This window comes from Actinorhabdospora filicis, assembly GCF_030269765.1.
GTDB lineage: Bacteria > Actinomycetota > Actinomycetes > Mycobacteriales > Micromonosporaceae > Actinorhabdospora > Actinorhabdospora filicis.
On the sequence record NZ_BSTX01000004.1, the window covers coordinates 197,999 to 215,168 of the forward strand.

Here is a 17,170-nt window from a genome sequence, read left to right on the forward strand (position 1 = left end):
GTCACGAACCGTCCGGACTCGCCGAGTCCTGAATGTCGAAGACCTGGTCGAGACCGGTGAGCCGGAAGATCTTCAGGATCCGTTCCTGGTCGCAGAGAATGACGAGCGTCCCGCCGACCTCTCGCAGCCGCTTGAGCGTCCCGACGAGCACACCGAGTCCGGTCGAGTCGAGAAACTCCACGCTGTTCAGATCGACGGTCAGGCGCCGGACCCCGTCGGAGACCAGGTTGCGCAGATGTTCGCGCAGGCCGGGGGCCGAGTAAAGGTCGATCTCTCCACGGGCCGCGACGACCGACCGGTCACCGTCGGTCCGCGTGGACAGCGCGAGTTCCATGGACACCCTCCCGGATCGGAACGCGGCGCGCGAGCGCCGCAAGGACACGTTACCGGCAGACGGCCTCGGGCGATCCGGACCCGCTGTGTCAGGCTCGTTATTCATGAGCGAGGTCTCAGTTCCCGCGCGTCTCCTGGAGCGCCTGCGGCAGGCGCGGACCGGCGACGCGCTGCGGCACGTTCGCCGCATTCCCCCGCGCCCCGGACGGGTCGGCGAGTGGCCCGCGTGGACGCCCGTCGAGCTCCGCGAGGCCCTCGCCGCGACCGGCGTCGCCGAACCGTGGACGCACCAGGTCGCCGCCGCCGAGGCCGCCCACCGGGGCGAGCACGTCGTCGTCGCCACCGGCACCGCGTCCGGCAAGACCCTCGCCTACCAGCTGCCGACCCTTTCGGCGCTGCTGGAGGACGAGTCGGCGTGCGCGCTGTACCTGTCGCCGACCAAGGCCCTGGCCGCCGACCAGATGCGCTCCCTCGGCGAGCTGGGCCTGACGTCGGTCGTCGCGGCCGTCTACGACGGCGACACCCCCTATGAGCAGCGCGAATGGCTGCGCAGGCACGCGCGCATGCTGCTGTCCAACCCCGACATGGTCCATCACGGCATGCTGCCCCGCCACGAGCGGTGGGGACGGTTCCTGCGCCGCCTGAAGTACGTGATCGTCGACGAATGTCACACCTACCGGGGAGTATTCGGCTCGCACGTCGCGCTGCTGCTGCGCAGGCTGCGCCGGGTGGCCGCGATCTACGGGGCCGACCCGGTGTTCCTGCTGGCCTCGGCGACCACCGGCGATCCGGCCTACACGGCGTCGCGGCTGGTCGGCGCGCCCGTCACGGCGGTGACCGACGACGGTTCGCCGCGCGCGGGGACGACGTTCGCGCTGTGGGAGCCGCCGATGCTGCCCGACATCACCGGCGAGGGCGGCGCGCCCGTCCGCAAGTCCACCTTGAGCGAGACCTCCGACCTGCTCACCGACCTCGTCGTCTCCGGCACGCGCACGGTGGCCTTCGTCGGCTCCCGCCGAGGCGCGGAGTTCGTGGCGCAGATGACCCGCCGCGGACTGTCCGACGTGGACCCCGACCTGCCCGACCGGGTCGCCGCCTACCGCGCGGGGTACCTGCGAGAGGAGCGCCGGGAACTGGAGGAGCGCCTGCGCGAGGGCGACATCCTCGGCCTGGCCGCCACCAACGCGCTGGAGCTCGGCGTGGACATCGCCGGGCTCGACGCCGTCGTCCTGGCCGGCTACCCCGGCACCCTGGCCAGCGTGTGGCAGCAGGCCGGACGCGCGGGCCGCGCCGGACGCGAGGCGCTGGCCGTGCTCGTCGCGCGCGACGACCCGCTGGACACCTACCTCGTGCACCACCCCGAGGCGATCTTCGACCGCCCGGTGGAGGCCACCGTCCTCGACCCGGCCAACCCATACGTCCTGGCCCCGCACCTGGCGCGCGCGGCGACCGAGGCGCACCTGACCGAGGAGGACGTCGAGCTCTTCGGCGGTGAACCCGCCCGCCGCGCCCTGGAGTTCCTGGTCGCCGACGGGCTGCTGCGGCGCCGCCGCGCGGGCTGGTTCTGGACGCGGCACGACCGGCCGGACGTGTCCCTGCGCGGCACGGGGGGTGAGCCGGTCGCGGTCGTGGAGACCGAGACCGGGCAGCTGCTCGGCACGGTCGACGCGGCCTCCGCGCCCTTCCTGACCCACCCGGGGGCGGTCTACCCGCATCAGGGCCGCACGTACCTCGTGGACGCCCTCGACCTCGACGACGCGGTGGCGATGGTGACGCCCGCGAACCCCGACTGGACCACCCATCCCCGCGACGTCACCGACCTGGAGGTTCTGTCGGTGACCAGGCGCGTGGACGCCGGGCCCGTCGCCGCCTACCTCGGCGAGGTCGACGTGACCGGGCAGGTCACCTCCTACCAGCGGCGGCGCCTGCCCAGCGGGCAGATCATCGACGAGACGCCCCTCGACCTGCCCGCGCGGTCCCTGCGGACCGTGGCGGTGTGGTGGACGATCGCCCCGTCGGCGCTCATCGACGCCGGACTCGCCAAGCCCGACTTCCCGGGCTCCCTGCACGCCGCCGAGCACGCCGCCATCGGCCTCCTGCCGCTGGTCGCGACCTGCGACCGCTGGGACGTCGGCGGGCTGTCGACCGCGCTGCACCCCGACACCGGCACGCCCACGATCTTCGTCTACGACGGGCACCCCGGCGGCGCCGGTTTCGCCGAGCGGGGATTCGAGGCGGTGCGAGCGTGGCTGACCGCGACGAGGGACGCCATCCGCGCCTGCGAATGCTCCTCGGGCTGTCCTTCGTGTGTGCAGTCGCCCAAGTGCGGCAACGGGAACGAGCCCTTGGATAAGCCCGGCGCGCTGGTCGTGCTGGGGGTGCTGCTGCGGAGCCTGCCCGCGTAACCCGGTTCGGCGCCGGTCGTTGTACCGGGCACAGGACCGACGGAACCGGGATACCGGACCCGCAGGTTCGCGGCGGAAGAACGTGGAGCCACGGGCGCGATCGGCCCGTTCGGTGCGCTCCACAGGTGCCCGCCGAAACACCGGCGCCGCTCATCCCCCGACGATTCGACGTCATCGTCCGGGCCCGGCGCCGTGATCATCGGCCGAGTCATGGCCGGGACCACCGCCGGAACCACCACCGAAGGACTGCCGGGAGCACCGCTGGCAGTACCGCCGGGGTGGGGCCGCGTGGGCGGTTTCGCGGGGGCCGTGGTGGACCTGGTGACACGGCCGATGACGGTGGGGCCGCGCGGGCGGTTTCGCGGGACGGCCGGTCAGGCGTCCCGTGGGACCGGGCGGCCCGCTTGGAACCGCCCGGTGGGTTCGCCGGTCAGCCGCCGTAATACGGGACGCACTGCCAGCCGCAGTTGCACTTCTTGCAGCACAGGCACTCGCCCGGGCCTTCCGTGCACTCCATGACATCGCACTGACCCTGCTCATCGCAGCAGGCTCCGGCTTCGGCTCGGGGGACGAGCCGTTCGACTAAGGCGTCGGCGATCGCTTTCAGGAACATGTGTGGGCTCCCATCGGGCGGGTGTGTGCGGCCGATACCGCACGGTGACGATCGTGTGGTGTGGCGCGGCGGAAGTCGCCGCTGACTTTCGCGTGAATCCGGATCGAGCGCTCAGACGATGAACAACGTGGGCCGTGTGGACGACGTGAGCGTTCGCGCGGATGGAGAGGAGGAGGTGGGACGTCCCCGGGACGTGCCCGTTAAGGGATGTAGCAGGATCCGCAGATCAGCCTGCAGCTGCAGGAGTAGCAGCAGAGCTTCACGGAGATTCCGTCGGCGCAGTCGTAGGTGTCGCACAGGCCGCGGTCCTCGCAGCAGGCTCCGGCTTCGGTCCGGGGGACGAGCCGTTCGACTAAGGCGTCGGCGATCGCTTTCAGGAACATGTGTGGGCTCCCATCGGGCGGGTGTGTGCGGCCGATACCGCACGGTAACGATCGTGTCATCTCACCGAGGGGAAGTCTCTGGTCACTTTCGGCGCGAATACGCACCGAGAAGTCACGAATACGGACCGAGCGCTCAGACGCTGAAACTGCCACACAGACGCCATTGCCATCGGCACGGGCGCGGGCACACCGACGCCGGATGCCGTGCGGGCCGGGACCAGCGCGCGTGGAAGGAGGTGGGACGAGCACGCCGGACTTGAAGTCTTCGCCGTGCGGGGAGCGAAAGGCGCTACCGGTCTTGGGGTCGGGGTGCCGAAGTACCGGGTGCCGAAGTACGGAAGTGCGGAAGTGCCAAAGTGCCGAGGTGCCCGGGTACGAGGTCACTGCGGCATGCGGCGGTGCGGGCTGTCATGGGCCCGGGTGCCTGCCAGACCATCGCACCTCACGAGTGCCGGGGTCTCGCTGCTGAGATCTCTCCGGCCGGTTCGCCAGCAAGGGTTCGCCGCGGCTAGGCCGCCGGCCGGCTCGCCGACGATGCCGACCCTCGCCGACCAGTTCGCCATCGAGGTTTCGCCGCCCGGGCGGCGAAAGAAAGGAGGCCACGGCCGCCGACCCGAAGGTCCGGCTCGATCGCGCCAGTCCGGTCGCGCAGTCCGATCGCCAAGTCCGATCGCGCGACCCGGTCGCGCAGTCGGATCACCTGGCCCGGTCGCGCAGTCCGATCGCGCGGCTCGATCGCCCAGTCCGATCGCCCGGTCCGCTCACGCAGTCCGATCGCGTTCGCCCGTCAGGGCCGGACCTTGCCCAGCAGTGCGGCCACATCCGCGCTCACCGGTGTGGGGAGTTCGCCGTGGGGCGACCACACGGCGGCGTCGTGCTCCTCGGGGTCCAGCCTGATGTCGCCCGCGTCGACGGTGAGGTTCCAGTTGTGCTGGCGCATGAGGATTCCGCCGCGAGAGACGTAGTCGAAGGAGCCGAGGTATTCGCCGACCGCGGACACCGTCAGGCCGGTCTCCTCGAAGACCTCGCGGGCCAGCGCGACGTAGAGACCCTCGCCGGGATCCACCTTGCCGGAGGGCAGTTCCCACTGCCCGCCCATGTAGTCGGAGGCCGCGCGGCGGATGAGCAGCACCCGCCCGTCGCGGGCGATGACGCCGCCGACGACCTGCTGCTCGATCCCGTCGCGCTTGTCGCGCAGGACGAGGCTCTCCGGGTCGGACGGGGTGGTATCGGGCATGGTCGATCCCTTCGCCGGTGAACCTGTGAGGGTAGTGGGTCCACGTGACGCGGGGGTGACTCCGGGTCGACGGTCCCACACGGATCGGCCCCCACGGGCCGATATGACGGACCACCCGACTCTGGCCGGGGTGGCACCCTTTGGGTATCAATGACGGCGTGGAAGTCCTCTGGGCGATGCCGCCGCTGCTGACCCTGCTCGTGCTGCTCGCCCGCGCGATGTTCCTGCGCGCGATCGGGCGCTCCCCGGGGGCGATCGACCCGTCCTTCCACTTCGACGCCAACCGCGAGATCGTGCGGCTCATGGACGCCGACGAAAAGGTCGCGGCCCTGGTCGCCGAGGTCAACGGGGAGCGCGATCCGCTGGGCGCGGGCAGCGTCCTGATCGCCGAGGGCGTCATGCAGATGAACACCGACCACACCCGCCACATGCGCATGGTCTACCTCGGGCTGGCGATGGCGCTCACGGTCCTGTGCTCACCGCCGATGCTGGCGCTGTACCTGCTGTTCTTCTGGACCTGGCTGTGGCCGACGCTGCTGTGCTGCGCCGTCACCGTGGGCGGGTTCCTGGTGGGACTGCGGGCGCTGCGGGAGATCGACCGCTGGCCGCTGCTCGGGAAGCGCTGGATCCTCACGCGGGCGGGACGCGAAGCGGCAGCAGCACTCTGAACGTCGCGCCCTCGCCGGGGGCGGTGTCCAGGCGGACGCAGCCGCCGTGGGCGGTCACGATCGCCGCGACGATCGACAGGCCCAGGCCGGTGCCGCCGGAGGCGCGTGCGCGCCCGGCGTCGGCCCGGTAGAGGCGCTCGAAGACGTGCGAGGCGTGCTCGGGTGAGAGCCCGGGACCGCCGTCGGCGACTTCGATGACGGCGGCCTCGCCGGACGGCGTCGCGCCCACCTGCGTGATGAACGGGCGCGAGTCGGCGTCCGTCGTGCCCAGGCGCACCGTCACCGGCGTCCCGGGCGGGGTGTGCCGCAGCGCGTTGCCCACGAGGTTGGTCAGCACCTGCCGCAGCTTCGGCTCGTCGCCGGGCACGGTCACCGGCGCGAGTTCGCCGTCCAGGGGCTCGATGCCGATGAACCGGCCGGGCTCGCGGACGTGTGCGTCGCGGACGGTGTCGGCGGCGACGCCGAGGAGGTCGACGGGCCGCCGCTCCATCGGGCGCTGCTCGTCCAGCGAGGCCAGCAGCATCAGATCGTCCACGAGGAGGCTCATGCGGGCCGCCTCGTCCTCGATGCGTCCCATGGACTCGTCCAGGGCCGCGCCGGGCGGCGTGCCGCCGCGCCGGTACAGCTCGGCGAAGCCCTTGATGGACGTCAAGGGCGTGCGCAGCTCGTGGGAGGCGTCGGCCAGGAACCGCCGCAGCCTGCCCTCCGAGGCCGCCTGCTCGTCCATGGCGTGCTGGATGCGGCCCAGCATCGTGTTCAGGGCCCTGCCCAGCCGCCCGGTCTCGGTGTGCGGATCATCGTCGGGGACGCGCCCGCCGAGCCCGGGGGAGTCGGTGGGCTCGCCGTCGGCGATGCGCTCGGCGGTGTCCTCCATGCGCGTCAGGGGCCGCAGCCCCAGCCGGACCACCCGGGAGGCGCCCAGGGCGAGCCCGGCCAGGATCAGCAGGCTCACGCCGCCGCCGATGAGCAGCAGCCGCGCCGTGGTCGCGTCGGCGCCGTCCAGTGACACCGCGAGGACGGCGATGTCGCCGTTGTCCACGGGCGCGACCTGGACGCGCCACCCGCCGACGGTGACCGGCGGCTTCCCCACCAGCGACACGGGGTCGGTGATCCCGGAGAGCGGGCCGGTGGCCGGGGCGAGGGTGAACTTGTAGGCGCCGGTGGACGAGTAGACGTCGGTGTGCTCGTTCTGCCGCCCGAACGGCGGCATGGAGCGGAAGCGCAGATCGTCGGACGGCAGGTGCCGCGCGGCGCGCGCGGCGTCGGCGAGCTGCCCGTCGACCTGGTCGACCAGGTAGGTGCGGAGCAGGACCGCCGCCGTCCCCAGCGCGAGGGTGAGTGCCAGCGCGGTGATCGCCACGATCGTGACGACCATGCGGGCGCGCAGGGTCCAGTGGCTCCAGCGGCGCATCAGGTGCCCCGGGGCGTCCGCAGGGCGTATCCGACGCCGCGGACCGTGTGGATCAGCGGCGGGTCGAGGTGGTCGATCTTCTTGCGCAGGTAATAGACGTAGGACTCCACGATGCGGCCGTCGCCGCCGAAGTCGTAGTTCCACACGCGGTCCAGGATCTGCGCCTTGGAGACCACCCGCCCGGCGTTGACCATGAGGTAGCGCAGGAGATTGAACTCGGTGGGGGACAGGTCGATGTGCTCGCCGCCGCGCCGGACCTCGTGGGCGTCCTCGTCGAGCTCCAGGTCGGCGTAGCGCAGGACGCCGTCGTCGGCGCCGGTTCCCTTGGCGCGGCGCAGGATCGCCTGCACCCGCAGGATGACCTCTTCGAGGCTGAAGGGCTTGGTGACGTAGTCGTCGGCGCCGACGGTGAGTCCCGCGACGCGGTCCTCGACGGCGTGCCGGGCGGTCAGGAACAGCATCGGGACGTCGCGGCCGCCCGCGCGCAGCCGCCGGGCGACCTCGAAGCCGTCCACGTCCGGCAGCATCACGTCGAGGATGACCAGGTCGGGGGAGTAGTCCCCGGCGACCGCCACGCCCTCGGCGCCGCTCTCGGCGACGCGGACGTCGAATCCGGTGAGCCGGAGGGTCGCCGACAGCAGCGCGCCGATGTTCGGTTCGTCGTCCACGACCAGGACCTTCGTCTTCGCCGGCTGGTTCACCCGTGCTCCTCACTCCGCGCGACTGCCTCAGGTGTACGGCGGAAACCTCAATGCGAGCTCGGAACCACCTCGGAGCGCCCTCGGAGGTGATCGTATGCCCTGGTATGGGTGGGTTCAGTGGAAATGTCGCAGCCGTCGCGTACGGTACGGATCGTCGGGTTCCGGCCCGGCCGCCGCCACCGGCCCGCCTCCCCGTCCCGCCTTGTCCTCACCCTCGGTCCCGTCGTCACCGGTGCCGCGGACGTCCCGTGAGCACCTCATCCACAGTGGACTGCGCGATGTGGGCGGCGCCACATTGATCACTTTCTATGGTCTAGATCTCCAAGTCGGCTAAGGCAAGTGGAAGACGATCTTCCGATTCCCATGCTCACCTGCATGATCATCAGAGAAGGCGATCAAGGTTCATGCAACTAGATCATGGCCATGACGCGCGGAAACCACCCCGTGCGGATGTGACCTTGCGCACCGAGTCCCGATAGACTCCGTCGGTCGTATCGCGGAGCCGTCACCGACGGTTCTCCCGCGAACGCTTTCTTTAATCGGTATCTGGAGGACGGATGTCCCAAATGTTGCTCGCCAAAGGGGACGAGCCCGGGGTGATCAGCCTGACCGGCGCGAATTTGACCTATGTCATCCTCGCCGCCGTGGTCGCGTTGGTCGCGCTGGCGTTCGCCGGTGCGCTGGTCAAGGCGGTGCTCGCCACCAGCACGGGCACCCCGAAGATGCAGGAGATCGCCGGTGCCGTGCAGGAGGGCGCCTCGGCGTACCTGCGACGGCAGTTCCGCACCCTCGGCATCTTCGTCCTGGTCGCGGTGGCGCTGCTGTTCGCGCTGCCCGTCCACGACGGCGGTATCGAGGTGCGGATCGGCCGATCGGCGTTCTTCGTGGTCGGCGCCGGTTTCTCGGCGTTCATCGGCTGGGCCGGCATGTCCCTTGCGACGCGCGCGAACCTGCGCGTGGCCAGCGCCGCCCGTGAGGGCAGCCGGGAGCGGGCGATGTCGATCGCGTTCCGCACCGGCGGCGTCGTCGGCTTCCTCACCGTGGGCCTCGGCCTGGTGGGCGCCGCCGGTGTCGTGCTGATCTACAAGGGGAACGCGCCCACCGTCCTCGAAGGTTTCGGGTTCGGGGCGGCGCTGCTGGCCATGTTCATGCGCGTGGGCGGCGGCATCTTCACCAAGGCCGCCGACGTCGGCGCCGACCTGGTCGGCAAGGTCGAGCAGGGCATCCCCGAGGACGACCCCCGCAACGCCGCGACCATCGCCGACAACGTCGGCGACAACGTGGGCGACTGCGCCGGTATGGCCGCCGACCTGTTCGAGTCCTACGCCGTCACCCTGGTCGCCTCGCTGATCCTCGGCAAGGCGGCCTTCGGCGACTACGGCCTGGTGTTCCCGCTGATCGTGCCCGCCATCGGTGTCGTCACCGCCATCATCGGCGTGTTCATCACCCGCCTGCGGAAGTCCGACAAGGACGGCATGGCGCCGATCAACCGCGCCTTCTACATCTCCGCGGCGATCTCGGCGATCCTGTGCGCCGGCGCCGCGCTGCTGTACCTGCCCAAGGACTGGAAGTCCATCGGCGTCGAGGGCGTGTCCTCGTCGGTGTCGCCGCAGGTCGTCGCGATCGTCGCGGTCATCATCGGCATCGTGCTGGCCGGTGTCATCCTCGGCCTGACCGGCTACTTCACCGGCGTTGGCTCCAAGCCCGTCGACGACGTGGCCAAGACCTCCGGGACGGGCCCGGCGACCGTGGTCCTCTCGGGCATCTCGCTCGGCCTGGAGTCGGCGGTCTACACCGCGCTGGTCATCGCCGCGGCGGTGTTCGGGGCGTTCCTGCTCGGCGGCGGCAACCTGCTCATCGCGCTGTTCGCCATCGCGCTGGCCGGTTGCGGCCTGCTGACCACCGTCGGCGTCATCGTCGCCATGGACACCTTCGGGCCCATCAGCGACAACGCGCAGGGCATCGCCGAGATGTCCGGTGACATCGACGAGGAGGCCGCTCGCACCCTCACCGACCTGGACGCCGTCGGCAACACCACGAAGGCGATCACCAAGGGCATCGCGATCGCGACGGCCGTCCTGGCGGCGACCGCGCTGTTCGGTTCCTACGGCGACGCGATGAAGGACTCCCTCCTCCAGGCGGGTGAGGAGCTCGGTCAGCTGAATCTGCTGATGAACCTGGCCGACCCGCGCAACCTCGTCGGGCTCATCATCGGCGCGGCCGTGGTCTTCATGTTCTCCGGCCTGGCGATCAACGCCGTGTCCCGCTCGGCGGGCGCGGTGGTCTACGAGGTCCGCCGCCAGTTCCGCGAGAAGCCGGGCATCATGGACGGCACCGAGCGTCCCGAGTACGGCAAGGTCGTCGACATCTGCACCCGGGACGCGCAGCGCGAGCTGATCACCCCCGGTCTGCTGGCGATCCTGGCGCCCATCGCCGTCGGCTTCGGCCTCGGTGTCGGCGCCCTGGCGGCCTACCTCGCGGGCGCGATCGCCTGCGGTGTGCTGATGGCGATCTTCCTGGCCAACTCGGGCGGCGCCTGGGACAACGCGAAGAAGATGGTCGAGGACGGCTACCTCGGCGGCAAGGGCACCGACGCCCACGCCGCGACCGTCATCGGCGACACGGTGGGCGACCCGTTCAAGGACACCGCCGGTCCCGCGATCAACCCGCTGATCAAGGTGATGAACCTCGTGGCCCTGCTCATCGTGCCAGCCGTGGTCGCGATGTCCTACGGCTCGGCGAAGAACACCGGAGCGCGCATCGGCATCGCCGTCGCCGCCCTCCTGATCATCGCCGCCGCCGTCGTGTGGAGCCGCAGCAAGCCGATCTCGGTGGCTGAGGACACCGAGGAGGCCGAGGCCCCAAAAGCTGAGAAGGTCGGCGCGGACGCGTAAGACCGCTCGACCCCCCGGTTGAGGTGAAGCCCCGGTCCGAGAGGACCGGGGCTTCGTCGTGCCAGCCCACGAAAGGGGAGTGGCGAGGCGGAGAAGCGGGTGGAGGAGAGGACCGACGCCGCTCAGAGAGCGACGCATGCGAGACGCCACGGCATGCCAAGGCGCGAGGGTGACCACCCACGCGGGCGCGAGTGAGGGTTTTGATCGGGTGGGGAAGCTGGACGCGCGCGTGCAGCGGCGCAACCAACCCGGTCGGCCACGAAGGACCGTGTGCCGAGGAGCCAAGACCGCCTCCGGCTCGGGAGAAGTGTTTTAGGTTCCGGGGTCGGCGGGGACGGAGTTCCCTGGTGGGGATCCAAGGGGCAAAGCCCCTTGGGCACCAAACCGAGAAGAAGACAAGCCACGGCCACACGCCCCACACAGGGAGACGTGGGAAGGATGAGCCCCACAAGCCGGGACTGGCCGCAGCCCGGGGCGTGGCGACTACCGGCTGGGGGAAGTGTTTCCGTCCCGGGGGCCAGGGGCAAGGCCCCTTGGGCACCAAGCCGAGAAGAAGACAAGGCACGGCCATACGCCCCACGCAGGTAGAAGTGGGGGAACGAGAATCGCTGAGCCGCTCAAGAGCGGCGGAAGCCAGCCCACAAGCCAGGACCAGCCGCAGCCTGAGGCGCTGTGGCGACCACCGGCTCGGGCGAAGTGACCCGCCTCAGGGCCTAGGGGGCGGAGTTCACCGGTAGAGGCAAGAGCCCGGCATGAGGTGGTGAATCTCGGTGCGGGCCTGCGCCAGCCCCTTGTACCGTCACCCCGTGACCGCGCGCTTCTGGATCGCCGCCGCCATCGCCCGCCTGCGCGCCGACACCACCTCCGCCCCGCGCCTGCACGTCCTTCCGCCGCTCGGCGATGTCGAGGTCCTCGCCGTGGACGAGTCCGTCCACCCAGGTGGCATCAAGTACCGCTCGGTCCGCGACCTCCTGCTGCACGATCTCCGCGAGGGCCACCTGCACCCCGGGACGCGCCTGGTCGAGGCCTCCGCCTCCAACACCGGTGTCGCCACCGCCCACTTCGCGCGGTTGCTGGGCCTGCCGCTCACCCTCGTCGCGCCCGCGCGAACTCCACGCGAGCGGCAGGCGCTTCTGGCGTCAATGGGGGCGGAGCTGCTGCTCACCGACCGCCCGGCGGCCATGTACGACATCGCGCGCGAGCAGGACGGTCACTTCCTCGATCACATCGCCCGCGCCGGGACCACCGCCGCCTACCGTGAGGACGGGCTGGCGCGGGTGCTGGCCTCGCTGAGCCCGTCCCGGATCGTCGTGGGCGTGGGGACCGGCGTCACCTCGGCGACGATCGCGCGGTACCTGCGCCACAGGGGCTCGCGCGCGAAAGTGGTGGTGGCCGACGCGGAGAACTCCGCGTACTTCCCGGGCTGGGCCTCGGGCGTCCGCGACTACGGGACGGGGGTGCCGTCGCGCATCCCGGGGATCGGGCGTCCTCGCATGGAGGCCGCCTTCGATCCCGATCTGGTGGAGTACGTGATCCCGGTGCCGGACGCCGGGAGCGTCGCGGCGATGCGCTGGGCCCGCGAGGTCACCGGTGTGCCGGTGGGACCGTCGACGGGCGCGAACCTGTGGGCCGTGCGCGAACTCGCGCGCAGGGGGATGAGCGGGCCGATCGCCACCGTCTTCGCCGACGCCGGCTACCTCGACACCTTTCACAACCCGGGGTGGGTGGCCGGGAAGGGGATCGCCTCAGGTCCTGAAGCGGGAGTCCCCTTCCCGTGGTCTGCGACTACACCGTGACCGTGCGGGCCGAGCCCTCGGACGGGATCAGCGCCCAGAGGATGGCGTAAGCGATCACCTGCGAGCCCGGCAGCAGCAGGGAGGCGATGGTCAGCAGGCGGACGGTGGAGACCTTCAGCCCGAAGCGGTTGGCCAGCGCCGAGCAGACACCGGCGACCATGCGGTCGTTCGCGGGACGGACCAGGGTCTTCATGTGGATCACCCTTTCTCGGTGGGATGTATCCATGATCGGGTTCCCGGGGGCCGGATTCCTCGTGCCCGAGGATGGCTCGGCCCGGAGCGGGCCCCGATGACCTGGCCCTTAAGGGTGGGTGTGGGTCCACCGGCGGAAGTGGACTTAGACCATCCTCCGCCACACGCGCCGCACGTAATCGGTGATGCCGGGGACGTCGGTGCCGTTGCCCCACAGGCGCGTCAACAGGGCGGCGCCGTCGGTGGGGCGGACGGCGGGGTCCTTGTCGAGGGTGGAGCGCACGACTGCCGCGAAGCCGGGGTCGAGACGGTCCATGTAGGACAGCAGTTCCTCGCTGGGCGGGTCCATCAGGATCTTGCGGGTGATGGCGGCGATGTCCGGCGCGTCGAAGGGGCCGTGGCCGGTGGCGGCGATGACCAGCAGGCAGCCCCAGGCCCACACGTCGGCGGCGGGGCTGACGTGGGCGCCGCGGAACTGCTCCGGGGCCATGTAGGCCATGGTGCCCAGGTGGGTCCCGGTGCGGGTGAGGCGGGTGGCGTTGCGCATGTGGACGATGCCGAAGTCGATCAGCTTCGGGCCCGCCGAGGTGAGCATGAGGTTGGACGGCTTGATGTCGCGGTGGACCATGAAGTTGCGGTGCAGGCCCTCCAGCGACAGCGCCAGCGCGAGCCCGAGCGCGTGCAGGGCCTGCGGGTCGCGGATGGGCCCGACCTCGTAGACGTAATCGTCGAGGGTCATGCCGTCCAGCAGCTCCATCACCATGTACGGCCGCTGCCGGTCGATGCCGGAGCCGAGGATCCGGACGGTGAAGGCGCTGTCGGTCATGGCGAGCGTGTCGGCCTCGCGCTGGAAGCGGATGAGGTCCTTCTGCGCGCCGACCACGGCGACGGTCTTGAGGGCCACACCGGCGTTGGTCCAGGGATCGCGGGCCACGTACACGGTGCCCATGCCGCCGGACCCGAGGCGCTCCCGGATCTCGTAGCCGCCGATGCGGCGCGGGTCGTCCGGTGACAGCGGGGACGTGCGGGGCGGTGAGGTCAGCGGCCCGGTCGCGGGCGCGGGATCTTCGGCGAGGGGCGCGTCGATCACCGGGATCTCCTCGGTGGGAAAGTCCGGCACATAGTCCGCCGGGGACGCCGGGGACGCGGGGGCCCCGGACGGCGCCGGGCGGGGGTGGCCGCGCAGGCGGAGGCGCCCGTCCTTGTCGTCGTAACGCAGGTAGCGCTCGGTGAGCTCGGCCGGGGGGCCGACGGGACGCAGCAGCGCGGGCAGGACCACGCATCCGGCCAGCTCCCACACCGCGATGAACATCAAGGCGCCGAAGGGGATCACCAGCAGCGCCGGCACGAGGACGACGGCGAGCCCGAGCAGCGGCCGCCGCCGCGCCGGGTCCCAGTCGAGGATCCAGCCGGGCAGGGCCCGGGTGCGGGTCTGCCGGTCCTGCCACGTGACCGCCAGCCACCACACGAGCCCGCAGGCCAGGGCGCCCACCACGACGCGGACGGGGCTGCCGTGGCCGCTGAGGAGCTGCCAGCCGGCCGAGATCAGCGCGACGGGGGAGTCGCGGGCCTCGGCGGGCCCGCCACCGTCCAGATAGGACGCGGTGAGCAGCGCCCACAGCGACAGCCCGAAGGCCAGCGCCACGGCCCGGTCGGCGAGGCGGAAGCCGCGGCGCGCCCGGCGGTAGCCGTCCAGGCGGACCAGCTCGGCCTCGGCGGCGCGGCTGGAGTAGCGCTCGGCGGCGCGCACGCCGACCACGATCGGCCACGACACCAGCTCATTGCGGCGCCCGGCCAGCGCGATCGTCCACAGTGGAATCGTGGCCAGCCGGACCAGCACGGCGGCGACGATGAGCGTCCACGTCCACGAGACCGGCGAACCGAACCAGCCGAACTCCCCCAGCAGGGCACGGACCCCGTCGAGGACCCGGCCGGCAGGTACGCCGAACGCGGCCAGCAGCTCCGTCACCTTCAGACCTTCCCGCTCCTCGCAGCGGACCGCCCGAGAACCCCAGTGGCCGCACCATACCGTGTCGGTGTGGCCGTCGTGTCACCTCAGGTGGCCATTTTTCCCGCGATCAGTCGCCATCCGCGTGCGATGTGGACCAACGGTCTACCGTCCGGGCACAGTCCGTCGATGAGCGCGGCCCCGTCGGCGGGACGCTTCTCGGCGACCTTGTCGAGGGACCGGGTGACGAGCTCGCCCAATTGGGGGTCTATCGCGCCGATCCGCCCCAGGATCTCGGGGTCGGGCGGCTGGCTGATCACTTTATGGGTGGTGCGCGGGATGCTCTCGGCGTCGAAGGGGCCCTTGACGCTGGCGGCGAAGGCCACGCAGCACGCCCAGGCCCACACGTCGGCGGCGGCGGTGATGCGGGAGTCCTCGAACTGCTCGGGCGCCATGAACGCGAAGGTGCCCAGCTGGACGCCGGTGTTGGTGAGCCGCGTGGAGCCGGGGATGAAGGCGATGCCGAAGTCGATGATCTTCGGCCCGTCGGAGGTCAGCATGATGTTGGCGGGCTTGATGTCGCGGTGGACGACGCCCAGGTCGTGCAGGCTGCGGAGCCCTTCGGCGAGCGCGATGGCGAGGCTGCGCAGGCCCGCCGGTTCGAGGATGGGGCCTTTGATGTGGGCGTAGTCGTGCAGGGTGAGGCCGTCGAGCAGCTCGGTGACCAGGAAGGGCCGGTTGCGGTCGACGCCGGAGTCCAGGACCCGCGCGGTGTAGGGCCCGTCGGCCAGGGCGAGGGTGTCGCATTCGCGCTGGAAGCGCTCGCGCTCCAGTGCCGAGTCGAGGATGAGCCCGTTGGTGGTCTTGAGGGCGACGGTGGTGGACGTGCCGGGGCGTCGCGCGAGGTAGACGGTGCCCATGCCGCCGGCCCCGAGGCGGCCCAGGACCTGGTAGCCGCCGATCGCGTGCGGGTCGCCGGGCAGCAGCGCCTTCCCGTTGGGGTGCGGGGGAACCGGTGGCGGCGTGTAGGGGGCCATGCTCGGTACGGGCGGCATGCCGGGGTGCATCGCCACGACGGGCCGGACGCGCGGCGTCCCGACCAGCGGGTCGATCTCCACGAAGCGGTCCCAGACCGCCTCGGGTTCGCGGACGCGGCGGGTGACGGCGGGGAGCAGCAGCGCGCCGATGAGCGTCCAGACGGTGGCGGTGACGATCGCGGCGAAGGGCATGAAGAGCAGGCCGCCGACCACGAAGGGCGCCAGTTCGAACTTGGTTCCCTTGCCGTGTCCCCAGTCCAGGGCCCAGTCGGGCATCCGGTTGCCGCGCAGGAGGCGCTTGTAGAGGTAGGCGGCGCCTGCCCACACGACGGCCCCGCCGGCCACGGCGAGCAGGACGGGCCACGGGTCGGCGACGTCGAAGACGTCCCAGAAGGTGTTGGTCAGCGCCAGCGGTTTGCCGTGCACAGTGGACTTGAGGCCGATGCCGCCGGGGTCCTCGCCCCAGCGCACGGCCCACCACAGCGCGGTCGTGGACACCAGGACGCCGCCGCCGATGAGCCGGTGGAAGTTGCGGGCCTGTTTGTTGAGGGGGTGGGTGCGGTCCATGGACTTGCGGACGCGGTCGGCCTCCTCGCGCGGCAGCCGGTGGGCGGCCAGTGAGGCGCGGACGGGCGCGGTGACCAGCTCGTTGCGTTCGCCGGTCACGGCGGGCAGCCACAAGGGCAGCGTCACCGCGCGCAGCAGCACGGCCGCGCCGAGGACGACGGCGATCCACGCCGGAGGGTCGCCCAGCCAGGGCACGCGTTCCAGCAGCCACTGCGCGCCCTGCAGCAACCACAGGCCGGGCAGCCCGAGCACGGCGAGCAGATCGGACACGGCACTCCTCCCCAGGGTCCTCGACGCACCATAGCGCGTGGGTGCGACCGCCACGATCCCGCGAATGGTCGGCGGTAGGTTCGACGCGTGCGCAGACGTCTCCTACTCCTCCTCTCCGTGCCCCTTCTCTTTCTGGCCGCGTGCGGCGCCGAGGCGATGACGGCGAGGGACTGGGCGACGTCGGTGTGCGGGACCCTCGGGCCCTGGCGGACCCGCATCGGCGAGCTGACCGGTGGCGCGCAGGCCGCCATCAAACCGGACAGCACGCCACAGACCGCCAAGGAGGAGCTGGTCAAGCTCATTCAGGGCGCGGCCGGGGCGTCCTCGACGGCCCACGACTCGCTCGCGAAGCTGCCCGCGCCGGACGTGGAGGGCGGCGCCGGTGTCCGCGACACGTTCGTGGCCGCGCTGGCCACCGCCCGCGACGCCTACGGGCAGGCCGCCGCCGAGCTGGGCGGGCTGGACGCGTCCGCCGCCGACTTCTACGACCGGGTGAGCGCGGTCATGACGCGCCTGAACAGCGCCTATTCGGCCGGTCCGGACCCCTCGTCGCTGGACTCGAAGGAGCTCAAGGAGGCCTTCGACACCGTCCCCGAGTGCCGCTGAGGACCGCCGGTTTCAGGCGTGGATCGCGGTGATCGACGGGAATAGGAGGTATACGGAGCTGCCTTACGGCATATTCGCGTTGTACCGTGCCAGTCGGAGTGGAGGACGT

General features: G+C 71.3%; 14 protein-coding genes. 5 read left to right on the forward strand and 9 right to left on the reverse strand.

What is annotated here, in order from left to right; translation table 11 throughout:
* Position 1: 1 nt before the first annotated feature.
* Positions 2-334 (reverse strand): STAS domain-containing protein, encoded by a 333-nt coding sequence (locus QSK10_RS25905; RefSeq protein ID WP_285665635.1) that lies wholly within the window; start codon positions 332-334, stop codon positions 2-4.
* 103 nt (positions 335-437) lie between these two features.
* On the opposite strand from QSK10_RS25905, the gene QSK10_RS25910 reads away from it, so the two are divergent.
* Positions 438-2,738, forward strand: coding sequence for a DEAD/DEAH box helicase (locus tag QSK10_RS25910; protein WP_285665636.1), 2,301 nt, complete (start codon positions 438-440; stop codon positions 2,736-2,738).
* Positions 2,739-3,168: 430 nt separating this feature from the next.
* Here the strand turns inward: QSK10_RS25910 and QSK10_RS25915 are convergent, their stop codons facing one another.
* The 3 genes from QSK10_RS25915 to QSK10_RS25925 all read right to left on the reverse strand — a co-directional run bounded on the left by QSK10_RS25915 (position 3,169) and on the right by QSK10_RS25925 (position 4,971).
* A complete protein-coding gene (locus QSK10_RS25915; protein ID WP_285665637.1) occupies positions 3,169-3,351 on the reverse strand; it encodes a hypothetical protein in 183 nt (60 codons plus the stop codon).
* Between the two features lie 200 nt (positions 3,352-3,551).
* Positions 3,552-3,734 (reverse strand): hypothetical protein, encoded by a 183-nt coding sequence (locus tag QSK10_RS25920; protein ID WP_285665639.1) that lies wholly within the window; start codon positions 3,732-3,734, stop codon positions 3,552-3,554.
* A gap of 787 nt (positions 3,735-4,521) precedes the next feature.
* The gene (locus QSK10_RS25925) at positions 4,522-4,971 is read right to left on the reverse strand and encodes an NUDIX hydrolase (protein ID WP_285665640.1); all 450 of its coding nucleotides are present in this window, start codon (positions 4,969-4,971) and stop codon (positions 4,522-4,524) included.
* A 158-nt stretch (positions 4,972-5,129) separates the two neighbouring features.
* Here QSK10_RS25925 and QSK10_RS25930 point away from each other — a divergent pair, with 158 nt between their 5' ends.
* Positions 5,130-5,639: a hypothetical protein gene (locus QSK10_RS25930; RefSeq protein ID WP_285665641.1), complete on the forward strand. Its 510-nt coding sequence runs from the start codon at positions 5,130-5,132 to the stop codon at positions 5,637-5,639.
* Here the strand turns inward: QSK10_RS25930 and QSK10_RS25935 are convergent.
* Both QSK10_RS25935 and QSK10_RS25940 read right to left on the reverse strand, forming a co-directional pair.
* Entirely contained in the window at positions 5,602-7,050 is a 1,449-nt protein-coding gene (locus QSK10_RS25935; protein ID WP_285665643.1) for a sensor histidine kinase, read from the reverse strand. The two genes, QSK10_RS25930 and QSK10_RS25935, sit on opposite strands and share 38 nt — an antisense overlap.
* A complete protein-coding gene (locus QSK10_RS25940) occupies positions 7,050-7,751 on the reverse strand; it encodes a response regulator transcription factor (protein ID WP_285665644.1) in 702 nt (233 codons plus the stop codon). Before QSK10_RS25940 ends, QSK10_RS25935 begins: the two co-directional genes overlap by 1 nt.
* Positions 7,752-8,308: 557 nt before the next feature.
* Between QSK10_RS25940 and QSK10_RS25945 the strand changes: the two genes are divergently transcribed.
* Entirely contained in the window at positions 8,309-10,645 is a 2,337-nt protein-coding gene (locus tag QSK10_RS25945; RefSeq protein ID WP_285665645.1) for a sodium-translocating pyrophosphatase, read from the forward strand.
* Between the two features lie 806 nt (positions 10,646-11,451).
* Positions 11,452-12,441, forward strand: coding sequence for a PLP-dependent cysteine synthase family protein (locus tag QSK10_RS25950; RefSeq protein WP_285665646.1), 990 nt, complete (start codon positions 11,452-11,454; stop codon positions 12,439-12,441).
* Here QSK10_RS25950 and QSK10_RS25955 read toward each other — a convergent pair.
* From QSK10_RS25955 to QSK10_RS25965, 3 genes are all read right to left on the reverse strand, one after another.
* Positions 12,431-12,634 carry a PspC domain-containing protein gene (locus QSK10_RS25955; protein ID WP_285665647.1) on the reverse strand — a complete coding sequence of 68 codons (204 nt, stop codon included), beginning with the start codon at positions 12,632-12,634 and terminating at the stop codon, positions 12,431-12,433. The two genes, QSK10_RS25950 and QSK10_RS25955, sit on opposite strands and share 11 nt — an antisense overlap.
* A gap of 144 nt (positions 12,635-12,778) precedes the next feature.
* The gene (locus QSK10_RS25960) at positions 12,779-14,602 is read right to left on the reverse strand and encodes a serine/threonine-protein kinase (RefSeq protein ID WP_285665648.1); all 1,824 of its coding nucleotides are present in this window, start codon (positions 14,600-14,602) and stop codon (positions 12,779-12,781) included.
* 86 nt (positions 14,603-14,688) lie between these two features.
* A complete protein-coding gene (locus tag QSK10_RS25965; RefSeq protein ID WP_285665649.1) occupies positions 14,689-16,455 on the reverse strand; it encodes a serine/threonine-protein kinase in 1,767 nt (588 codons plus the stop codon).
* An 87-nt stretch (positions 16,456-16,542) separates the two neighbouring features.
* On the opposite strand from QSK10_RS25965, the gene QSK10_RS25970 reads away from it, so the two are divergent.
* Positions 16,543-17,061: a hypothetical protein gene (locus QSK10_RS25970; protein WP_285665651.1), complete on the forward strand. Its 519-nt coding sequence runs from the start codon at positions 16,543-16,545 to the stop codon at positions 17,059-17,061.
* Positions 17,062-17,170 lie beyond the last annotated feature (109 nt).

Excerpts from the sequence above, each read along its gene's own strand:
- QSK10_RS25905 (WP_285665635.1), bottom strand. The coding sequence starts at position 334 with ATGGAACTCGCGCTGTCCACGCGGACCGACGGTGACCGGTCGGTCGTC.
- QSK10_RS25910 (WP_285665636.1), top strand. The coding sequence starts at position 438 with ATGAGCGAGGTCTCAGTTCCCGCGCGTCTCCTGGAGCGCCTGCGGCAG.
- QSK10_RS25915 (WP_285665637.1), bottom strand. The coding sequence starts at position 3,351 with ATGTTCCTGAAAGCGATCGCCGACGCCTTAGTCGAACGGCTCGTCCCC.
- QSK10_RS25920 (WP_285665639.1), bottom strand. The coding sequence starts at position 3,734 with ATGTTCCTGAAAGCGATCGCCGACGCCTTAGTCGAACGGCTCGTCCCC.
- QSK10_RS25925 (WP_285665640.1), bottom strand. The coding sequence starts at position 4,971 with ATGCCCGATACCACCCCGTCCGACCCGGAGAGCCTCGTCCTGCGCGAC.
- QSK10_RS25935 (WP_285665643.1), bottom strand. The coding sequence starts at position 7,050 with ATGCGCCGCTGGAGCCACTGGACCCTGCGCGCCCGCATGGTCGTCACG.
- QSK10_RS25945 (WP_285665645.1), top strand. The coding sequence starts at position 8,309 with ATGTCCCAAATGTTGCTCGCCAAAGGGGACGAGCCCGGGGTGATCAGC.
- QSK10_RS25955 (WP_285665647.1), bottom strand. The coding sequence starts at position 12,634 with ATGAAGACCCTGGTCCGTCCCGCGAACGACCGCATGGTCGCCGGTGTC.